Below are 18,254 nucleotides of genomic sequence, written 5' to 3' on the forward strand. Positions count from 1 at the left end.
GGGAGGAACGCGCGATACCGGACTCCGATCCTTTCCCGCCCTGGGGTGGTTCAATGTGTCGCCGGTGGCTTGCCTCTTCGCGGAGGCGCCCCCGGCAGCCGGAGTGACGGATGGCCCACGACAAAATCGCAGAGCGCAACGCGCACCGCCCGCTGGGGCGCCTCGACATGACGAAGGCGATCGACAAGGACGACTACGAGGCCCGGCTGAAAGCGGTGCAGACCCGCTTCCTGAAGATCCAGCAGGCCTACCTTCGCACAGGCGATGCGGCGGTCTGCGTCTTCGAGGGCTGGGACGCGGCGGGCAAGGGCGGCACCATCCGCCGCATGGCTGCGGTCATGGACCCGCGCGGCTTCAAGGTCTGGCCGATCGCCGCGCCGTCACCCGAGGACCTGCGTCACCACTACCTGTCGCGCTTCTGGCAGCGCCTGCCGGGCACGGGGGAAATCTGCGTGTTCGACCGCTCGTGGTACGGCCGGGTTCTGGTGGAGCGCGTGGAGGGCTACGCCAAGCCGTCGGAATGGGGACGAGCCTACGACGAGATCAACGACTTCGAGAAGCTCCTGACCGATTCCGGCACGCGGATGACCAAGGTCTTCCTCTACATCACGCCCGACGAGCAGTTGAAGCGGTTCCGGGGCCGGATGGAGGATCCGTTGAAGCGTTGGAAGCTCTCCTACGAGGACTTCCGCAATCGGGAACGGTGGTCCGACTACGAGGATGCCGCCAACGAGATGCTGGAGCGCACGTCCACGACCTGCGCACCTTGGCTCGTCGTGCCGGCCAACGACAAGCGCTACGCCCGGATCGCCGTGCTCGAGCATATTGCCGCCCGCTTGTCGGACGGCGTGGATCTCGAGCCGCAGCCGGTCGACCGGAAGATCGCCGAGCAGTTCGAGAAGCTGCAGCGGCTCGACGGCGAGGAAGACAAGCGGGACTGAGCGCGCCGCCTCAGCGGTCGGTCCCGGCGCGCCGCATCGGCATGGCATCCACCACGGCATTGATGTCGTCGAGGCTCGCCGGACGCTGCGAGGTCCACTTCGTGCCGCCGTCGAGCCCGACCAGCACGGCGGCGAAGGGCGCGTCGCCGACCCCGGTGCGCCGGCGCAAGTCCTCGGCGGAAAGGTCCGGCGCGGACGGCCCGGCGAGAACGCGCACGACGTCGCCGCTGACGGCGATCACCGTCATCCGGCGCTCCTCGAGGTCGCGCTCGCGCCCCTTGAGAAGGGTTTCCTGCCGCTTCGCCTCGGCCTCGCCCGCGGCGGACGAGAAGACGAGGAGGACGCGGCGCTCCCAGCGCAAGGCGTCGAGCCCCGCGGCGGAGGCGGCCATCGTGGATGCCATGATGATCGGTGCGAGAAGTCCGGTGTCCATCGCTTCGCCTCCGTTGCGGGATCCTCGTTCCAACGGGACGGCGCGCCCGCCGTTCCTTGGCAAGGCGGCCCGTTGTTCCTAGACCGGTATCGACGCAATCGCGAAAAGGAGCCGATCCCATGCGGCAGGCCATCGGAGGGCGCGACGCCCTGGTCGTGGTGGACGTGCAGAACGACTTCTGTCCCGGCGGGTCGCTGGCGGTGGCCGACGGAGACGCTGTGGTGCCGGTGGTCAACGACCTCGCCCGGCGGTTCTCGATCGTCGTGCTGACGCAGGACTGGCACCCGGCCGGCCACATCTCCTTCGCCAGCACGCACGGAGCCGAACCCTTCACCGCGATCGATGTTGCCTACGGCTCGCAGGTGCTCTGGCCCGACCACTGCGTGCAGGGCACGCCGGGCGCCGCGTTCCACCCCGGCCTCGAGGTTCCGCACGCGCAGGCGATCCTGCGCAAGGGCCACGACGCGGCGATCGACAGCTATTCCGGCTTTCGCGAGGCCGATCGCGCCACCGCGACGGGCCTTGCCGGCTACCTGCGGGAGCGCGGCGCGGAGCGGGTGTTCGTCTGCGGCCTCGCGACCGACTTCTGCGTGGCGTGGACGGCGTTCGACGCGGCCGAGGCCGGCTGGCCGGTTTGGGTGGTGGAGGACGCATGCCGGGCGATCGACCTCGACGGCTCGCTGGAGCGCGCGTTCGCGGAGTTCGATCGCCTGGGCATCGGGCGCGTCCGGTCGTCCGAGCTCGGCTGAGCCGGCGCCGGGCGCCTCAGTTCGTGCCGTTGGCGTCGGCCTGCGCCGATGTCTTCGGCTCCGAGGTCCGCTCGATCCACTTCACGAAGCGGTCGACGTAGCGTTCCAGGAACGCGCGGGTGTGATCGTTGACGATCCGGCCGTCCTCGCCGAAGTCCTCGGGCTTCCAGGTGAGGTAGACCTCCGGCTGCCCCATGAGCACGACGTCCACCACGTTGAGCACGCTCTTGAGGTGGTTCTGACCCGCCGCCGCTCCGGTGGGGCCGGGCGAGGTGCCGACGAGGCCGCCTGGCTTGGCGCTGAAGGAATTGCGCCCGTAGGGCCGGGTGCCCCAGTCGATCGCGTTCTTCAGGACGGCCGGAAACGAGCGGTTGTATTCGGGCGTGACGAACAGCACCGCGTCGGCCGCCTCGATCTGGCGCTTCATGCGCAGCACCGGTTCGGGGGCGTCGGGCAGGAGGTCGTCGTTGTACATCGGCACGTCGGACAGGTCGACGAGCCGGAAGTCGAGGCGCGGCGCGGCCAGCTTGCCGAGGGCGAGAGCGAGCTTGCGGTTGATCGAATCGCGGCGGAGCGATCCGACGAGAACGGCGACGTCGGTCATGAGGATCTCCAATGGTGTCGATCCCTATGTGCGCCGCTGCCGCTGTGGTGCAACCATGCGCCGAGGCGACGGGGGTGAACGCTGCGTCGCCGCCGTCGCCGTCTTGTCAGGTCGCGACCAGTTCCCGCGTCTCGTCGAAGCGCAGGTCGGGATGGCGCTCGCGGGCGTAGCGCAGCTCCCAGTCCCCCTTGGGAAGGAACACCGGGCGGCCGTCGCGATCCTCCGCTACGGCCATCTTGTTCTCGTCGATGAAGGTGCGCAGCTTCTTCTCGTCGGTCGAGGAGATCCAGCGAGCGGTGGAATAGGGCACGGCCTCGAACCCGATGTCGGTCTTGTATTCCTGCTTGATGCGCGAGGCGAGCACGTCGAGCTGCAGCGGGCCGACCACGCCGACGATCCAGTTGGAGCCGATCATCGGCTTGAAGACCTGGACCAGACCTTCTTCGGCCAGATCCTCGAGAGCTCGGCGCAACTGCTTCATCCGCATCGTGTCTTCGAGGCGCACGCGGCGCATGACCTCGGGCGCGAAGGACGGCAGTCCGGTGAAGCGGAAGGTCTCTCCCTCGGTCAGCGTGTCGCCGACGCGCAGCGTGCCGTGGTTGGGGATGCCGATCACGTCGCCCGCGAAGGCCTCCTCGGCGAGGTCGCGTTCCTGGGCGAAGAAGTAGATCGGGTTGTTGACCGCGAGCGGCTTGCCGGACCGGACATGGTTCAGCTTCATGCCGCGCTTAAAATGACCGGAGCAGAAGCGGACGAAGGCGACGCGGTCGCGGTGGTTGGGGTCCATGTTGGCCTGGACCTTGAACACGAAGGCGGAGACGCTGTTGCCGCGCGGATCGACGGGCCCCTTGTCCGAGGGCTGCGAGCGCGGTGGCGGAGCGAAGCGCGCGACGATGCGCAGGAGCTGGTCGACGGAGAAGTCGCGTAGGGCGCTGCCGAACACGACGGGCGTCAGATGGCCCTGGCGGTAGGCGTCGGCATCGAAGGGCGAATAGCCTTCGCGTGCCAGTTCGGCCTCCTCGCGGAACTTCGTGAGCACATGCTCGGGCACCATCGCGTCGAGCGCCGGGTCGTGGATGCCCGACATCTGCCGGGCGGTGTCGCAGGCGCCGCCCGCGCGCACGGAAGAGTAGAGGAATCCGTCGGTTGCGAGATCGTAGCAGCCGTGGAAGTCCGACCCCATGCCCACCGGCCAGACCTGGGGCGAGACGCTGAGCGCGAGCGCCTCCTCGATCTCGTCCATCACCTCGAAGGTGCTGCGGCCCTCGCGGTCCACCTTGTTGGCGAAGGTGATGATGGGAATGTCGCGCAGGCGGCAGATCTCGAAGAGCTTGCGCGTCTGGCTCTCGATGCCCTTGGCGACGTCCACCACCATGATGGCGCTGTCGACCGCGGTGAGCGTCCGGTAGGTGTCCTCCGAGAAGTCGCTGTGGCCGGGCGTGTCGAGAAGGTTGAAGGTGATGCCCTCGCGCTCGAACGTCATCACCGACGAGGTGACGGAGATGCCGCGCGACTGCTCGATCTCCATCCAGTCCGAGCGCGCGCGCCGGTTCTCGCCGCGCGCCTTCACGGCACCCGCCATGTTGATGGCGCCGCCGGCGAGGAGCAGCTTCTCCGTCAGCGTGGTCTTGCCGGCGTCCGGGTGGGAGATGATGGCGAAGGTCCGTCGGGCCGCGAATCCCTTCGGGGACGCCGAATTGCCCTTGGAGGCCGATGCGGCGATTTCCGTTGCGGCGCTCATGGCACGCCCTTTCCGATCGTCTGCGGGCGGATGCGCGATCCGCCGAGGTGGTTGCCTTCCCAATGACGGCTTGGCCGAGCGATCGCAAGGGCTTCGCTGGCGAAGCGGACCAGTAGGACGAGGCATCGCAACGCACCATTCGCGGGCAATTGACAGACAAATCGCCGCCTGAAAGGCTCGACTGGTCCGCTGGTCGTGCCAGCGGCCAGGGGTTGGGGCTGATGTCGCTTTCGGAATTCGTCCTGGAGAACGCTCCCGAGCTGCGCGAGGCCATCGTGCGCCGGAACGTCCGGGACGTGGTGGCCGAGAAGATCGCGATGCTGATCGCCTCCGGCATCTTCCAGGTGGGGGACGACCTGCCGAGCGAGCGCGACCTCGCCGCCGCGCTCCAAGTAAGCCGGGAGTCGGTGCGCGGGGGCGTGCAGATCCTGGCTGCGAAGGGGCTGCTAGCGGTGCTGCAGGGGGCGCGCACCCGCGTGCGGTCCGACGACGTGGGAGCCGAGTTCCGGCGCTCGCGCGAGCCGCACCTCATCAACAGCTACGGGCTGGACGACGTGCACCAGGCACGGCTCCTGAACGAGCGCGTCGTGGTGGGCGATGCGGCCGAGCGGATGGACGAGGAGACGCTGCGCTTCCTGCAGGAATCGCTGCGCATGCAGGAAGCCACGCTGGAGGACCCGGTGCGCTTCCTGGTGCTCGACCGCGAGTTCCATCTGGCGATCTACCGCCGCTGCGCCAACCCGGTGCTCGCGGAATTCGTGGGCGACCTCTTCGGCTACATGATGCAGCAGCGGCACCGAGCGGTGTCCGAGCCCGGCGCGATCGCGCTGAGCCACGCCGACCACACGGCCATCGTGAACGCTCTGCGGGGGCGCGACCGCGAGGCCACGGTGCGCGCCTTCGACGTGCATATCCAGCGCATCTACGAGACGACGTTGCGCGTGATGGGCCTGCCGCCCGTCGCGGGCACGAGGGAGAAGGCCCGGCTTACGGGCTAGACGCCGGTTCTCGCGAGGAGGCGAGGGCCGGCGGCATGGGAGGAGACTGGCATGAAGGTGCTCATCATCGGCGCGGCCGGGATGATCGGGCGGAAGCTCGCCGAGCGGATCGCGGCGGACGGGATGCTGGGAGGCGTCGCGGTCGATCGCCTGACGATGGTCGACGTGGTGGAGCCGACGGCGCCCCGCGGGACGATCGGCGACGTGCGGACGGCGGCGATCGACGTGTCGTCGCCGCGTGCCACGGAGCCGCTGATCGCGGACCGGCCGGATGTCGTGTTCCATCTCGCGGCGATCGTGTCGGGCGAGGCCGAGGCGGATTTCGACAAGGGCTATCGCATCAATCTCGACGGCACGCGCGATCTGTTCGAGGCGATCCGCGCGGAGCATCTGCGCTCCGGCTACACGCCGCGCGTCGTGTTCGCGTCGTCCATCGCGGTGTTCGGAGCGCCCTTCGACGCCCGCGTGCCCGAAGATTTCGCCCCGACGCCGCTGACGAGCTACGGCACGCAGAAGGCGATCGGCGAGCTGCTCCTGGCCGACTACACGCGGCGCGGGTTCCTCGATGGCGTCGGCCTGCGCCTGCCGACCATCTGCGTGCGACCGGGCGCGCCGAACAAGGCGGCCTCCGGCTTCTTCTCCAACATCCTGCGCGAGCCGATGTCCGGCAAGGAGGCGGTCCTGCCGGTCGCCGACACGGTGCGCCACTACTTCGCCAGCCCGCGCGCGGCGGTGGGTTTCTTCCTGCACGCCGCGACCATGGACACCGCGCGCATCGGCCCGCGCCGCAACCTCAACATGCCCGGTCTTTCGGCCACCGTGGGCGACGAGCTGGAGGCGCTGCGCGCGGTGGCCGGCGACGGCGCGCTGGCGCTGGTGAAGCGCGTGCCGGACGAGACGATCATCCGCATCGTGGACGGCTGGGCGCCCGACATCGAGGCCGCGCGGGCGCGTGAACTCGGTTTTACCGTGGAGGACTCGTTCGAGGAGATCGTGCGGGCCCATATCGAGGACGAACTCGGCGGAGCGGTGCGGAGCTGACCGGCATGCCCCGACCAACGAGCGAACGCAGCAGGGAGTGGACGATGGCGGACGAGACGGCGACCACGGAAGGGCACGGCCGCACCGCGCTGGTGACGGGCGGCGGCACCGGGGTCGGAAAGGCGATCTCGAAGGCGCTGGTGGCCGCAGGCTGGCGGGTGGCGATCTGCGGTCGCCGGGCCGAGGTGCTGGAGAAGGCCGCCGCCGAACTCGGCAGCGGCACCACGCCGATCGTGGCGGATATCGGCGACCCGGCGTCCGTCGCCGCGCTCTTCGACGGCATTCGCGACCGCTTCGGCCGGCTCGACCTCCTGGTCAACAACGCCGGCTCCGTCGCGCCGCCGATCCCGATGGAGGAGCTCAGCTTCGACCAGTGGAGCACGGTGGTCTCGGCCAATCTCACCGGCGCCTTCCTGTGCACCCAGCAGGCGTTCAGGCTGATGAAGGCGCAGGCGCCGCGCGGCGGGCGCATCATCAACAACGGCTCGATCTCGGCCACCACGCCGCGACCGAACTCGGCACCCTACACGGCCACCAAGCACGCGATCGCGGGGCTGACCAAATCCACCGCGCTCGACGGTCGCCCCTTCGACATCGCCTGCGGGCAGATCGACATCGGCAATGCGGCCAGCGACATGACGGCCGCCATGTCGGGCGGCGTGCTGCAGGCCGACGGACGCGTGGCGTCCGAGCCGACCATGGATCCCGCCCATGTCGGCGCGGCGGTAGTCCACATGGCCTCGCTGCCGCTGGAGGCGAACGTCCTGACCATGACGATCATGGCGACCAAGATGCCCTTCGTCGGGCGCGGCTGAGTTTGCAGGCGGCCCCGAGGGCCGCGCATCTTCAACGGGCGGCATGCCGCCCGCAACGGAAACAGGGCTCCGCGCCCCGAGGCCACCGGCGGGACAAGCCGGATCTCGCGCCGGAGCTCCTCGGGAGGAAACCACATGGCGTCAGTGGATATCGTCGACGTTCGCAAGTCGTTCGGCTCGCATCCGGTCATCAAGGGCGTCGACATCCGGATCGACGACGGCGAGTTCGTCATCCTGGTCGGGCCGTCCGGCTGCGGCAAGTCCACGCTTCTGCGCATGCTCGCGGGGCTGGAGCATGTGACCAGCGGCGAGATCCGCATCGGCGACCGCGTCGTCAACGACGTGCCGCCGAAGGACAGGGACATCGCCATGGTGTTCCAGAACTACGCGCTCTATCCGCACATGTCGGTGGCCGACAACATGGCCTTCTCGCTGGCGCTGAAGAAGGCCTCGCGCGACGAGATCGAACGCCGGGTGAAGCCGGCGGCCGACATCCTGGGCCTGTCGCACCTGCTCGACCGCTTCCCGCGCCAGCTCTCGGGCGGTCAGCGCCAGCGCGTCGCCATGGGCCGGGCGATCGTGCGCGATCCCCAGGTGTTCCTGTTCGACGAGCCCCTGTCCAACCTCGACGCCAAGCTGCGCGTCTCGATGCGCACGGAGATCAAGAACCTTCACCAGCGCCTGACGACCACCACGGTCTACGTGACGCACGACCAGATCGAGGCCATGACCATGGCCGACAAGATCGTGGTCATGCACGACGGCATCGTCGAGCAGGTGGGCGCGCCGCTGGAGCTCTACGACAGGCCGAACAACCTGTTCGTGGCAGGCTTCATCGGCTCGCCCGCGATGAACATGCTGCACGGGCGGCTGGACGCCGACGACCCGACGCGGTTCGTTACCTCGGACGGCGTCGTGCTGCCGGTGAGCGGGCGTCACGAGGCGGCGCGGGGCAGGGACCTCGTCTACGGCGCCCGGCCCGAGGCGATGAGCCTCGGCGGCCCGATCCCGGTCAAGGTCGTGGTGATCGAGCCCACCGGATTCGAGAGCCAGGTGATGGGGGAACTCGGCAAGACGGCGGTGACCTGCGTCTTCCGCGAGCGCGTGTCGTTGAAGCCGGGCGAGACGCTGAACGTCTCGATCGACCCCGAAGCCGTGCATCTCTTCGACGCGGCCACCGGGCAGCGCCTCTAGCCGCCAGTGCATCGGCGCCGGCGGCAAGGGGCACGACCGGCGCGAAAACCTCAAAAGAACGCCCCGATCCTTGAGGAGGAACACCGTGATCAATCGTAGACAGATCCTCGCCGGCACGGCCGGCATCGTGGCGGGTTCGGCCCTCGGCGGCCGGCTCGGCATCGGACAGGCCTTCGCGCAGACCGCCGCGCCGACCTTCACGCCGGAGGCCGGCGCCAGCCTGCGCCTTCTGCGCTGGGTGCCCTTCGTGCCGGCCGAGGAGGAGGCCTTCCTCGCCAACACCAAGAAGTTCACCGACGCGACGGGCGTTCAGGTGCGCGTCGACAAGGAGAGCTGGGAGGACGTCCGGCCCAAGGCTGCCGTGGCCGCCAATGTCGGGTCCGGCCCGGACCTCGTGATGAGCTGGTTCGACGATCCGCAGCAGTATCCCGACAAGCTGGTCGACCTGACCGATCTCGGCACCTCGATCGGCGAGGCCGGCGGCGGCTGGTATCCGGGCCTCGAATCCTACGCCCGGCGCGGCGACAGCTTCATCGCCCTGCCGCTCTGCGCCATCGGCAACGCCGTGGTCTACCGCGACAGCCACATGAAGGCGGCCGGCTTCTCGGAATTCCCTGCCGACACCGCCGGCTTCCTGGAACTCTGCAAGGCGATGCAGGCGAAGGGCACCCCGGCCGGCTTCCCACACGGCAAGGCCGTCGGCGACGGCAACAACTACGCCCACTGGCTGCTCTGGAGCCATGGCGGGAAGATGGTGGACGAGGACGGAAAGGTCACGATCAACAGTGCGGAAACGCTCGAATCCGTGAAATACGCGATGGAGCTCTACAAGACCTTCATTCCGGGAACCGAGAGCTGGCAGGACGTTAACAACAACCGCGCCTTCCTGGCCGGACAGGTGTCGCTCACGGCCAACGGCGTCTCCGTCTACTACGCCGCGATCAAGGACCCGGCGCTCAAGGAGATCGCCGACGACATGCGGTCCACCAACCTGCCGATCGGCCCGGTCGGGCAGTCGGTGGAGCTGCATCAGGCGTCCACGATCTCGATCTTCCGGCACACGAAGTTCCCGGAGGCGGCGAAGGCCTACCTCCAGTTCCTCTACCAGCCGGACAACATGAACGCCTGGATCCAGGGCGCCAGCGCCTATTGCTGCCAGCCGCTGAAGGCCTACGAGAGCAACCCGGTCTGGACGTCGAACCCGATCCACGCGGCCTACGCCAAGGCTTCGGCCAGCCTGCGGCCCAACGGCTACGCCGGCCCGCTCGGCGCCGCCTCGGCCGGCGTGATGGCCGACTACGTGCTGGTCGACATGTATGCCGAAGCGGTGACGGGCCAGTCCTCGCCCGAGGATGCGATCAAGAACGCCGAGCGCCGGGCCAACCGCTACTACCGCGTCTAGGCCGTCCCCAGCCGACGCCGCGTCCGCCAGCCGGCGGGCGCGGCTACTCCAACCCTTGCGCGGATCGGGACTTGCCATGTCCACCATCACGGCCGGCGGACCGCCGCCCAAACCGTCGTTCTTCGAGCGTCTGTCGCAAAGCCGGAACGGGCTCGGCTTCCTGTTCATGCTGCCGGCGGCGATCTTCCTCCTGTGCTTCCTGACCTATCCGCTGGGCCTCGGCGTCTGGCTCGGCTTCACCGACACGCGGATCGGTCGGCCCGGCATCTTCATCGGGCTCGAGAACTACCAGTACCTGATGGAGGACCGGGTCTTCTGGCTCTCGGTCTTCAACACCGTCGTCTACACGGTGGTGGCCTCGATCCTGAAGTTCGCGCTCGGCCTGTGGCTGGCGATCATCCTGAACGAGCATCTGCCGTTCAAGACCTTCTTCCGCGCCATCATCCTCCTGCCATGGGTGGTGCCGACCGTCCTTTCGGCGCTCGCCTTCTGGTGGATCTTCGACAGCCAGTTCTCCATCATCTCCTGGGTGCTGATGCAGGCGGGTCTGATCGATGCGCCGATCAACTTCCTCGGCGACCCCACCAACGCGCGGATCTCGGTGATCGCCGCCAATGTCTGGCGCGGCATCCCCTTCGTCGCGATCTCGCTGCTGGCCGGGCTGCAGACCATTCCCGTCTCGCTGCACGAGGCGGCGGCCCTCGACGGCGCGACGTCCTGGCAGCGGTTCCGGCGCATCACGCTGCCGCTGCTGACGCCGATCATCGCCGTGGTGATGACCTTCTCGGTGCTGTTCACCTTCACCGACTTCCAGCTCATCTACGTGCTGACCAAGGGCGGCCCGGTCAACGCCACGCATCTGATGGCCACGCTGTCGTTCCAGCGCGGCATTCCCGGCGGCGCGCTGGGCGAGGGCGCGGCGATCGCCGTGGCCATGGTGCCGTTCCTGCTGGCGGCCATCCTGTTCAGCTTCTTCGGCCTGCAACGCCGGAAGTGGCAGCAGGGCGCAACGGACTGAGGACGAGAGCGATGACCGCAAACACCACCGACACCGCAGGCCATCTCACCGACGACGTCGTCGGCATGTCCCATCACGACACGCTAGCGCGCAAGATCCTGGTGATCTACCTGCCGCTGGCCGTGTTCGTCTTCGTGCTGCTGTTCCCGTTCTATTGGATGGCGATCACGGCGGTGAAGCCGAACGACCAGCTTACGAACTACTCGACCTACAGCCCGTTCTGGGTGGTCGGGCCGACGCTGGACCACATCAAGTACCTCCTGTTCGAGACCTCCTATCCAGGCTGGCTCTGGAACACGATCATCGTCGCCGTCTTCTCGACCGTGATCGCGCTCGCCGCCTCGGTCTTCGCGGCCTACGCGATCGAGCGCGTGCGCTTCACCGGGGCGCGGATCACCGGCCTGATGGTGTTCCTCGCCTATCTGATCCCGCCGTCCATCCTGTTCATCCCGCTGGCCTTCATCGTGTTCCAGCTCGGGATGTTCGACTCGCGTCTGGCGCTGATCCTGACCTATCCGACGTTCCTGATCCCGTTCTGCACCTGGCTGCTGATGGGCTACTTCCGCTCGATCCCCTTCGAGCTGGAGGAGAGCGCGCTGGTGGACGGCGCCACGCGCTGGCAGATCCTGACCAAGGTGGTGCTGCCGCTGGCGGTGCCGGGGCTGATCTCCGCCGGCATCTTCGCCTTCACCCTGGCCTGGAACGAGTTCATCTACGCGCTGACCTTCATCCAGTCGTCGGAGAACAAGACGGTGCCCGTTGGCGTGCTGACCGAGCTCGTGCGCGGCGACGTGTACGAGTGGGGCTCGCTGATGGCCGGGGCGCTGATCGGGTCGCTGCCGGTGGTGGTGCTCTATTCGTTCTTCGTGGACTACTACGTGTCGTCCATGACCGGGGCCGTGAAGGAGTAGGCCGGAGCTGCCGCGAGCGAACCTTTCGCCGCGGCGGAGCGTTCCACCGCCGACGAGGACGCGAGGACCGACGATGAAGGCTGTTCCGCTCGCGCGCGCCTTTCGGCGCCCGCTTCCGCTACTCGGCGGCCTCCTGGTCGCGGCAGGCCTTGCGCTGGCCGAACCGGCGCTGGCCTACACCTACACCAACCCGACGTTCGGCACCTCGGCGAGCTTTCCGGCGCGCGCCTTCCCGAACATCGCACCGCCTTCGCCGGAGGGGCAGGTCTGGCGCTCCGACGAGGGGGCGGAACTCGTGGTCTACGCCATCGAGGACCCCCAATGGTCAAACCCGGCCGAGCTCGTCCGCTGGCGAAAGGGGCTCGACCGGGTCACCTACCAGCGCACCGGCCGGAACTGGGCGGTGGTGTCCGGTTTCCTGTCGGACGGCCGGATCTTCTACGAACGCTATATCTTCCGGGGCCGGCTCGCCCATTCCGTATCGGTGCGCTACCCGGAGGCTCTGCGCGACCCCTATGACGGTCTCCTGAAGTCGATCACCGAGAGCCTGCGCGGGCCTTCCCGCTGATGGCCGGCTTTGCGCGGCGGCGCTCGGCGGGCTAAGGACCGCGCGGAACGCTCCGTTCAGCCCGAGGCCGGAATGCCGCTCGCAGACAATCTCGCGCGCTTGCGCATCACCGATGGAAAGACGATCCAGGAAGTAGCGGACGGCGCCAAGGTGCCGCCGGCGCTCGTGGCGGCGATCGAAGCGGGGCGGGTCTCGGTGCCGCCCAAGTCGCTGCGATCGCTCGCCGCCTATTTCGGCGTCGGCGTCGATACGCTGATGCGTTGAGGGCTTTCCCGCATCGAACGACGGCAGGCCCTGATGGGCGTCGATCGATAAGTGCGACAGCGGCTTCTGCTGGTGCCGGCTGAGGGGATTGAACCCCCGACCTTCGGTTTACAAATAGGTTACGAACCCCAGTATTGCAGGGCGTTCCGCCGTCCATGTCGCATCCATGTCGCGTCAGCTTGCCAACCAAGCGGACGCGGCTTCCATTTCCGAGCCGTCATCGTCGTTCGGAAACAGGTGGCTGTAGCGGTCCATCGTCAGGGCGATCGTCGAATGACCCATGCGCTCCTGCACCGTCTTCGGCGGCAGGCCGAGGCCGCCGTCCTCGCGGCGATTGATGCACCAGCTCGCGTAGAAGTGCCGAAGCGCGTGCATCCCTGTGTAGCGCGGAGCGAGGATCGGCTTTCCCTGCTTGTCCAGTTCGCCGGTCTCGACGGTGATCCCGGCCGAGATCCAGGTGGGGTGAAGACCGCGCCGCAGAATGTTGTTCAGCTGCTCGATCTTGCCGGCGCCGTTCGGGAAGACGAGGTCGTGGGCGAGGATCTTCGCGCCCGCGTCGTCCAGCTTGCCTGTGTCTCGCTTGGGACAGGCCAGCTTCCATTCCCGCAGTGCGTTGATGACGACAGGCGGTGCCGGGATCGTGCGCTCGCCGGAAATGGACTTGGGTGCGCCAATCTCGTTGAAGCGATCGGCGCGCTGATGCACGCGGACGGTTCGCTTCACGAAGTTTACGTCTTCCCATCGAAGGCCGCGCAGTTCGGAAGCCCGCAGACCGCAAAAGGTCGCCACCATCAGGAAGGGACGCCACCGGCCCGTGGCGGCGGCTAGGAGCGCCTTCACGTCCTCGCGGGTAGGGATGTCCACCCCAACCCTAAGACGGCCTCTGTGGCGCTTCTCCTGGCGCTCGTCCTTGCCACCTCGTCGACCCCGCATGTCGCGCACGATGTTCCGGCCGATCAAGCCGCGCTCCTGCGCGTCGGCGAGCAGCGTTCCTAGGCTGACGAGAATTCGCCGCGTCATTGCCTGGGACCGTCCCCCCTTGCGCAACTCGTCCTCGAACGCGCGAAGGGCAGGGATACTCAAGGCGGAAATCTTGGTTGCCCCGATGAAGGGTTCCATGTGCAAGCGGAGGTGCTGCTCGTAGCTGGCGATCGTCGAGCGCTCCAAGCCGGCGGCTGCGGCGCTGGCGAGCCACAATCTGCCGGCAGCTGAGACCGTGGCGCTGGCGCTATCTGCGACGTGGACCCCCTCGCGAATCTCGACGCTCGCGGTGGCCGCGAAGCTATCAGCCTGTTTCTTGAGCTTGAAGGTCTTGAGTCGACGCTTGCCGGTAGCATCCGTGTAGTCCACGACCCACGCGGTTTTCACCTCGCCAACCGGAGTGGACCAGGCCCGCTTTCGAACAGACATACCCTTATGTCCCCTCTTTGGTATCGGCTTTCTTTACGAATAGCTCCCCGATCAACCCAGCCAAGCGATTGAACAAAAAATCTCTGTCCTTCGGGTCCATATGTTTTGTGAGTTGGTCCCAAGACCAGTGGATATCTGTCAAGAGCTTTTCGTCGCTTGTGAAATACGATTTTGCCATTGCGATAGTCTCATCGCGGACGTTCTTCTCGAACTCGTTCCGAACGAATTCGTTAGCTTTTGTTGCTTCGTCTAGCAGGTCGGAAGGTAGTCTTATCGCAGGCCAAACGTCGAAAGAGTCTTCGAGACGCTGGACTATCTCTGCGTTGACGCTTCGGCCGTTACTATCTGCAACGGCTTTCAAACGTTCGCGCATGCCGTCTGGTAAGCGCAACATTTGTTGAAATGACTCGCGACCCGTCTTCGCCATCACCGACCCTTCGCAGCAAATCGTCTCACGGTGATAACGCCGCTTGACACCCGTTTATCACCGTGAGAATCCTTATCACCGTGATGATAACAGGGAGTTACCGGAAATGACCAAAGAAGGGAACCAGGCGCTAGACCTGATTTGGGGTATCGGTGCGATAGGCGAGATCATCGGCCGAAGTGAACGGCAGACGCATTACCTGGTCTCCATCGGTGAGATACCGGCCCGTAAGCTTGGCGGGCGCTGGGTAATCGAACGCTCGAAGCTGATCGAGACCTTCACGGGGGAGGCCGCCTGATGAGCCTCGACCCTGCGAGCATCGCCGCCGACGATCGCAGCTTCATCGCTGCCCGCCTCGGCGCCCATCCGACAAAGCTTCAGTCGAATGAGAATGACCCGGCAAGCGCGCCAACGCTCCCGGGTCATAGTTCCAGCTATCCCGAGCAAGAGACGGCAATGAACAACGTGGACTCTTACATGGGCGCAGTGCGGCACACAATGCCGAAGTCCATGGCGAAGGGCCTTTCGACGTTGCACGACATCGACGCCTTCAGCACGCTCAGCATCCAGGAAATCTACGCTCTGCGGTCGCTACTAAAAACGATGATCGAAGTATCGGCAGGACTTGTATCTCAACCGCGCTGCTACGATCAGGCAGGAAACTACAACAACGTAGGAGAGTACATCCAGGCTACGATGTATGTACTGGACTCCGCCTGTGACGTATTGGACGAGGAAGTCAGAGGGCGTCAACCCAAGAAGCGCACAGACGCGCAGATCCAGGCCGAAATCCTCGTCACCGCCGAGATGGAGCAGGGCACGGCTTGGGATGAGATCGCACATTTAGCGAGCACCGGGGCAAGCCGCGTGCGCGGGTTTCGGCGGGGTCTCTAATCCTGTGTCGCCACCGCCCTGGGTCAAATTCTTTCCGTCAGACTTCCTTGCTGACACGCGGGGAATGTCTGCCTCGGAGATCGGCGTCTACATCACGATGGTGGCGATGATGTACGACCGGCAAGGTGGCATCCCCTACGAGCCGGCTCGCCTAGCCCGTGTCTGCGGTGCTTCCAACAGCATGTTCGCAAAAATCATCCAGAGCCTGACCGACAGCGGCAAGCTGCGGTTGGCCGATGGCCTTCTCATCAGCGACAGGGCTCTCGCCGAGGACCTGGAGCGTACTGTCCGCATCGAAAAGGCTCGTGAGGCCGGCAAAGCGAGCGGCCGTTCCCGAACGCTACATGCGAAAAAATCAGAAGGTAGAAGTGCCATTCTACATCCTGAAACGGCGAACGGTAGGTTTCCGGCAAGTGGAGCCGTAGGAGAGGAAAAAGGCCAAAGAAAACAAGACGAGGAACGAACGGACGTTCAACGACCGTTGAACTTGGATGGTAACTCGGAACGAACGAACCAGAACCAGAGTCAGATATCAGAATATGTAGAAGCTCACGCTTCTACATCGCAGGCGCGCGCGACCCACTCCTTCGACGATTGGTGGGAAAGGTATCCGAGGAAGGTTGCCATCAATCACGCTCGACGAGCGTATGCGGCAGCGATAGACGGCGGTGCCTCGCCGGAAGATTTGGCGGACGGTCTCGAACGCTATCGGCGAGACAAGCCACGCGATCACCAGTGGTGCAACCCCTCCAATTGGTTGGACCAAGGGCGATGGCTCGATCAGCCCGAACCGCCACACTTGCACGCGCAAAGGTTGCGGCCGAAGTCCGGCAGCCAGCGGATGCTTGACGAACTTGCCCGATACACGGGCGAAACCCCTTCAGAACCGGAACAAGGACCCGTGATCGATGGCTATGTCCAGCGACGTGAATAGGCGCTCGCGCTCGGTCTTGCGCTGCGCAGAAGAGATCGAACTTTGCGAGCGCGCCCTGATGCCTTGCGGCGACGTCGAGGCGTTGAAGGCCCTAGAGCCGATGTTCGGTAATCTCCCGTTCGCTGAGGGAGCCGACGAGGTGATCGTGATGAAGGGCTTCCGAACGGTGGTCGCGCTGTATCCGCTGTGGGCGATCAAGGAGGCGGTGACGGCATTCATCGCCGGCCAGGTGCCGACCTACAGGGGCGACTTCTGCCCGAACACAGCCGTCTTCGGTCGTGAGCTTGAGCGGCGGGTGAGCCGGCATCGGGAGCGCCTGCGCAAGGCTCGCAGGATGGCCGAGGAAGAGGCGCGGCTGGCGGCTGAAGAGCAGGGACGCAAGGCCCGTTCGTCAGAGCTGCGGGCGGCAGGCGATCGACGCGTCTACGAGTTGCGGGCGCGTTCCAACGCGAGGCACATCGGCCGAGGCGTCATGTTCGAGGATCGGAATGGGCAAGCCTGGATGCCAGGACCCGAGCTGACGGCCGAAGACCTTGCGAGCGTGCCTGATGCCCCTCGCAGGACCTTTGACAGGGCGCAGGCAGGCGGCAAGGGCTTCGACCCCCTTCCGAAGGGCCGCGACTGACCGAAGGGGTGGGGGGGGCGAAAGTCTGCGCCTGGGGACCCTCCACCGTCACAGGGGTACTCACGCGGAGATTTAATTTCGGCCGAGCGAGTTTTCGGGAGCCGATGCGGTCGGATCGAGTGCTGTAACCCCTGCGATGCAACGGGTCGGGCGACCCAACGGGTCCGAAGCGGACCATTACTTTTCATCGCAATCACGAAGCCGGAAAGGGCTATGCCATGAGCCGCCAAACCAACTCCGCCACCGAGCTGAAGGCCTTCGCCGACAGCGCCCTTCACAATGTCCTGGTCCTGCTGCTCGACCACGGCGTGCCGTTCGACATGGCAATGGATCGCCTGTTGACGACGGCGGCGGCGCAGATCGCCCACCATGAGGGCGCGGAGCAGACGGCGCGGGTGTTCCGATCCATGGCCGACAACATCGACCAGGGCGCCCTTGTGTCTGTGGAACGTCGCACGACGGCGAACTGACCCCTTGAACAGCGACCCGGCCCGCGGTAGCTATGGAGTCGCCTGATCGTAGAAGTTCACCGTCTGGTACGGGTTCGGAGCGACAGCGACCTTCCTGCCACCGGTGGATGCCGGGACGCGAAGTTTGATCCAGCCGATTCTCGGCTCGCTCCTTCACGTCAGATTGGCAGATGACCCAACTTTCCCTGAAGCAGTCCGGTTACCTTCGGCTCAAGCTCGATGCCAGCGCGCAGACGGGCAACGTGACGGGCCTTGGCTCCGTCTTCGGCAACGTCGATAGCTACGGCGACATGGTGATGCCCGGCGCCTTCGCGAAGTCGCTGGCCCAGCACAAGCGCGAGGGGACCATGCCCCTCATGCTCTGGATGCATGACCAGACCAAGCCGATCGGCCGCTGGCTCGACATGGAAGAGACCGATATCGGCCTTCTCGTCCGAGGACAGTTCAACACCCAGACCACGGCCGGCAAGGATGCCTTCCACCACGTCACCGGCGGCGACGTGGCCGGGCTCTCGATCGGCTATCGGGTCCCCGATGGGGGCGCCGAAATCGATCAGAAGACAGGCGTGCAGAAGCTGCGCGGCGTCGAGCTGTTCGAGGTCTCTGTCGTCAGCTTCCCCGCCAACCGCCAGTCCCTGATCCAGCTCGGCAGTAAGAGCGAGCTGGAGGACCACCTCCGTAAGTCCGGCATGTCGAAGGAGGCTGCGCGTCGCGTGGCCTTCGGCGGCTGGCCTGCGCTCGACCAATCCGCCCCTTCCGACTTCTCGCCCCTCCTGGCCGCGCTTCAGGCGTCGGCTCGGCGCTTCTAAGGAACC

General features: G+C 66.2%; 22 protein-coding genes. 17 read left to right on the top strand and 5 right to left on the bottom strand.

All coding sequences use genetic code 11. From position 1 onward, the window contains the following. The first annotated feature begins 110 nt into the window (after positions 1-110). On the top strand, positions 111-941 hold the full coding sequence (locus D3218_RS08925; RefSeq protein WP_119539653.1) for a polyphosphate kinase 2 family protein: 831 nt from the start codon (positions 111-113) through the stop codon (positions 939-941). Positions 942-951: 10 nt separating this feature from the next. Here the strand turns inward: D3218_RS08925 and D3218_RS08930 are convergent, their stop codons facing one another. Further along, the gene (locus D3218_RS08930) at positions 952-1,374 is read right to left on the bottom strand and encodes a DUF4174 domain-containing protein (protein WP_119539655.1); all 423 of its coding nucleotides are present in this window, start codon (positions 1,372-1,374) and stop codon (positions 952-954) included. 119 nt (positions 1,375-1,493) lie between these two features. Here D3218_RS08930 and pncA point away from each other — a divergent pair, with 119 nt between their 5' ends. Then, positions 1,494-2,123, top strand: a complete 630-nt coding sequence (pncA, locus tag D3218_RS08935; RefSeq protein WP_119539657.1) for a bifunctional nicotinamidase/pyrazinamidase — start codon at positions 1,494-1,496, stop codon at positions 2,121-2,123. A 16-nt stretch (positions 2,124-2,139) separates the two neighbouring features. Here the strand turns inward: pncA and D3218_RS08940 are convergent, their stop codons facing one another. Both D3218_RS08940 and D3218_RS08945 read right to left on the bottom strand, forming a co-directional pair. Further along, entirely contained in the window at positions 2,140-2,727 is a 588-nt protein-coding gene (locus tag D3218_RS08940) for an NADPH-dependent FMN reductase (RefSeq protein ID WP_119539897.1), read from the bottom strand. A gap of 106 nt (positions 2,728-2,833) precedes the next feature. Further along, positions 2,834-4,468 (bottom strand): peptide chain release factor 3, encoded by a 1,635-nt coding sequence (locus D3218_RS08945; RefSeq protein ID WP_119539659.1) that lies wholly within the window; start codon positions 4,466-4,468, stop codon positions 2,834-2,836. 221 nt (positions 4,469-4,689) lie between these two features. Between D3218_RS08945 and D3218_RS08950 the strand changes: the two genes are divergently transcribed. The 9 genes from D3218_RS08950 (at position 4,690) to D3218_RS08990 (ending at position 12,679) form a co-directional block, all read left to right on the top strand. Beyond that, the gene (locus D3218_RS08950; RefSeq protein ID WP_119539898.1) at positions 4,690-5,466 is read left to right on the top strand and encodes a FadR/GntR family transcriptional regulator; all 777 of its coding nucleotides are present in this window, start codon (positions 4,690-4,692) and stop codon (positions 5,464-5,466) included. A gap of 51 nt (positions 5,467-5,517) precedes the next feature. Further along, positions 5,518-6,507: a D-erythronate dehydrogenase gene (gene denD / locus D3218_RS08955; RefSeq protein WP_119539660.1), complete on the top strand. Its 990-nt coding sequence runs from the start codon at positions 5,518-5,520 to the stop codon at positions 6,505-6,507. A gap of 44 nt (positions 6,508-6,551) precedes the next feature. Further along, positions 6,552-7,322 carry an SDR family oxidoreductase gene (locus tag D3218_RS08960; RefSeq protein ID WP_119539662.1) on the top strand — a complete coding sequence of 257 codons (771 nt, stop codon included), beginning with the start codon at positions 6,552-6,554 and terminating at the stop codon, positions 7,320-7,322. A gap of 135 nt (positions 7,323-7,457) precedes the next feature. Beyond that, positions 7,458-8,516: an ABC transporter ATP-binding protein gene (locus D3218_RS08965; RefSeq protein WP_119539664.1), complete on the top strand. Its 1,059-nt coding sequence runs from the start codon at positions 7,458-7,460 to the stop codon at positions 8,514-8,516. A gap of 85 nt (positions 8,517-8,601) precedes the next feature. Continuing rightward, positions 8,602-9,918 carry an ABC transporter substrate-binding protein gene (locus tag D3218_RS08970; protein WP_245414981.1) on the top strand — a complete coding sequence of 439 codons (1,317 nt, stop codon included), beginning with the start codon at positions 8,602-8,604 and terminating at the stop codon, positions 9,916-9,918. Positions 9,919-9,994: 76 nt separating this feature from the next. Beyond that, positions 9,995-10,936, top strand: a complete 942-nt coding sequence (locus tag D3218_RS08975) for a carbohydrate ABC transporter permease (protein WP_119539667.1) — start codon at positions 9,995-9,997, stop codon at positions 10,934-10,936. An 11-nt stretch (positions 10,937-10,947) separates the two neighbouring features. Next, the gene (locus D3218_RS08980) at positions 10,948-11,847 is read left to right on the top strand and encodes a carbohydrate ABC transporter permease (protein ID WP_119539669.1); all 900 of its coding nucleotides are present in this window, start codon (positions 10,948-10,950) and stop codon (positions 11,845-11,847) included. A gap of 73 nt (positions 11,848-11,920) precedes the next feature. Then, positions 11,921-12,415, top strand: coding sequence for a hypothetical protein (locus D3218_RS08985; protein WP_119539670.1), 495 nt, complete (start codon positions 11,921-11,923; stop codon positions 12,413-12,415). Positions 12,416-12,487: 72 nt separating this feature from the next. Next, positions 12,488-12,679 (top strand): helix-turn-helix domain-containing protein, encoded by a 192-nt coding sequence (locus D3218_RS08990; protein ID WP_119539672.1) that lies wholly within the window; start codon positions 12,488-12,490, stop codon positions 12,677-12,679. Positions 12,680-12,853: 174 nt separating this feature from the next. Here D3218_RS08990 and D3218_RS08995 read toward each other — a convergent pair whose 3' ends face one another. Together D3218_RS08995 and D3218_RS09000 are read right to left on the bottom strand one after the other, a co-directional pair. Beyond that, positions 12,854-14,089, bottom strand: coding sequence for a tyrosine-type recombinase/integrase (locus D3218_RS08995; protein ID WP_119539674.1), 1,236 nt, complete (start codon positions 14,087-14,089; stop codon positions 12,854-12,856). Positions 14,090-14,093: 4 nt separating this feature from the next. Next, positions 14,094-14,516, bottom strand: coding sequence for an Arc family DNA-binding protein (locus tag D3218_RS09000; RefSeq protein WP_119539676.1), 423 nt, complete (start codon positions 14,514-14,516; stop codon positions 14,094-14,096). 106 nt (positions 14,517-14,622) lie between these two features. On the opposite strand from D3218_RS09000, the gene D3218_RS09005 reads away from it, so the two are divergent. The 6 genes from D3218_RS09005 to D3218_RS09030 all read left to right on the top strand — a co-directional run bounded on the left by D3218_RS09005 (position 14,623) and on the right by D3218_RS09030 (position 18,248). Then, a complete protein-coding gene (locus D3218_RS09005; protein WP_119539677.1) occupies positions 14,623-14,814 on the top strand; it encodes a DNA-binding protein in 192 nt (63 codons plus the stop codon). Then, positions 14,814-15,410 (top strand): hypothetical protein, encoded by a 597-nt coding sequence (locus tag D3218_RS09010; protein ID WP_119539679.1) that lies wholly within the window; start codon positions 14,814-14,816, stop codon positions 15,408-15,410. The genes D3218_RS09005 and D3218_RS09010 overlap by 1 nt, the downstream gene beginning before the upstream one ends. Positions 15,411-15,414: 4 nt before the next feature. Further along, positions 15,415-16,344: a DUF1376 domain-containing protein gene (locus tag D3218_RS09015; protein ID WP_119539681.1), complete on the top strand. Its 930-nt coding sequence runs from the start codon at positions 15,415-15,417 to the stop codon at positions 16,342-16,344. After that, entirely contained in the window at positions 16,319-16,969 is a 651-nt protein-coding gene (locus tag D3218_RS09020; RefSeq protein WP_136625076.1) for a hypothetical protein, read from the top strand. Before D3218_RS09015 ends, D3218_RS09020 begins: the two co-directional genes overlap by 26 nt. Before the next feature lie 218 nt (positions 16,970-17,187). Further along, the gene (locus tag D3218_RS09025) at positions 17,188-17,439 is read left to right on the top strand and encodes a hypothetical protein (RefSeq protein ID WP_119539684.1); all 252 of its coding nucleotides are present in this window, start codon (positions 17,188-17,190) and stop codon (positions 17,437-17,439) included. Between the two features lie 170 nt (positions 17,440-17,609). Next, a complete protein-coding gene (locus D3218_RS09030) occupies positions 17,610-18,248 on the top strand; it encodes an HK97 family phage prohead protease (protein WP_119539686.1) in 639 nt (212 codons plus the stop codon). The last annotated feature ends 6 nt before the right edge of the window (positions 18,249-18,254 follow it).

Source organism: Aureimonas flava, assembly GCF_003583935.1.
GTDB classification, from domain to species: domain Bacteria; phylum Pseudomonadota; class Alphaproteobacteria; order Rhizobiales; family Rhizobiaceae; genus Aureimonas; species Aureimonas flava.

Excerpts from the sequence above, each read along its gene's own strand:
- D3218_RS09005 (WP_119539677.1), top strand. The coding sequence starts at position 14,623 with ATGACCAAAGAAGGGAACCAGGCGCTAGACCTGATTTGGGGTATCGGT.
- D3218_RS08950 (WP_119539898.1), top strand. The coding sequence starts at position 4,690 with ATGTCGCTTTCGGAATTCGTCCTGGAGAACGCTCCCGAGCTGCGCGAG.
- D3218_RS08960 (WP_119539662.1), top strand. The coding sequence starts at position 6,552 with ATGGCGGACGAGACGGCGACCACGGAAGGGCACGGCCGCACCGCGCTG.
- D3218_RS09030 (WP_119539686.1), top strand. The coding sequence starts at position 17,610 with ATGACCCAACTTTCCCTGAAGCAGTCCGGTTACCTTCGGCTCAAGCTC.
- D3218_RS08980 (WP_119539669.1), top strand. The coding sequence starts at position 10,948 with ATGACCGCAAACACCACCGACACCGCAGGCCATCTCACCGACGACGTC.
- D3218_RS08985 (WP_119539670.1), top strand. The coding sequence starts at position 11,921 with ATGAAGGCTGTTCCGCTCGCGCGCGCCTTTCGGCGCCCGCTTCCGCTA.
- D3218_RS08945 (WP_119539659.1), bottom strand. The coding sequence starts at position 4,468 with ATGAGCGCCGCAACGGAAATCGCCGCATCGGCCTCCAAGGGCAATTCG.
- D3218_RS08965 (WP_119539664.1), top strand. The coding sequence starts at position 7,458 with ATGGCGTCAGTGGATATCGTCGACGTTCGCAAGTCGTTCGGCTCGCAT.
- D3218_RS09000 (WP_119539676.1), bottom strand. The coding sequence starts at position 14,516 with ATGGCGAAGACGGGTCGCGAGTCATTTCAACAAATGTTGCGCTTACCA.
- denD (WP_119539660.1), top strand. The coding sequence starts at position 5,518 with ATGAAGGTGCTCATCATCGGCGCGGCCGGGATGATCGGGCGGAAGCTC.
- D3218_RS08975 (WP_119539667.1), top strand. The coding sequence starts at position 9,995 with ATGTCCACCATCACGGCCGGCGGACCGCCGCCCAAACCGTCGTTCTTC.
- D3218_RS09010 (WP_119539679.1), top strand. The coding sequence starts at position 14,814 with ATGAGCCTCGACCCTGCGAGCATCGCCGCCGACGATCGCAGCTTCATC.
- pncA (WP_119539657.1), top strand. The coding sequence starts at position 1,494 with ATGCGGCAGGCCATCGGAGGGCGCGACGCCCTGGTCGTGGTGGACGTG.
- D3218_RS08925 (WP_119539653.1), top strand. The coding sequence starts at position 111 with ATGGCCCACGACAAAATCGCAGAGCGCAACGCGCACCGCCCGCTGGGG.
- D3218_RS09025 (WP_119539684.1), top strand. The coding sequence starts at position 17,188 with ATGAGCCGCCAAACCAACTCCGCCACCGAGCTGAAGGCCTTCGCCGAC.
- D3218_RS08940 (WP_119539897.1), bottom strand. The coding sequence starts at position 2,727 with ATGACCGACGTCGCCGTTCTCGTCGGATCGCTCCGCCGCGATTCGATC.
- D3218_RS08930 (WP_119539655.1), bottom strand. The coding sequence starts at position 1,374 with ATGGACACCGGACTTCTCGCACCGATCATCATGGCATCCACGATGGCC.
- D3218_RS09020 (WP_136625076.1), top strand. The coding sequence starts at position 16,319 with ATGGCTATGTCCAGCGACGTGAATAGGCGCTCGCGCTCGGTCTTGCGC.
- D3218_RS08990 (WP_119539672.1), top strand. The coding sequence starts at position 12,488 with ATGCCGCTCGCAGACAATCTCGCGCGCTTGCGCATCACCGATGGAAAG.
- D3218_RS08995 (WP_119539674.1), bottom strand. The coding sequence starts at position 14,089 with ATGTCTGTTCGAAAGCGGGCCTGGTCCACTCCGGTTGGCGAGGTGAAA.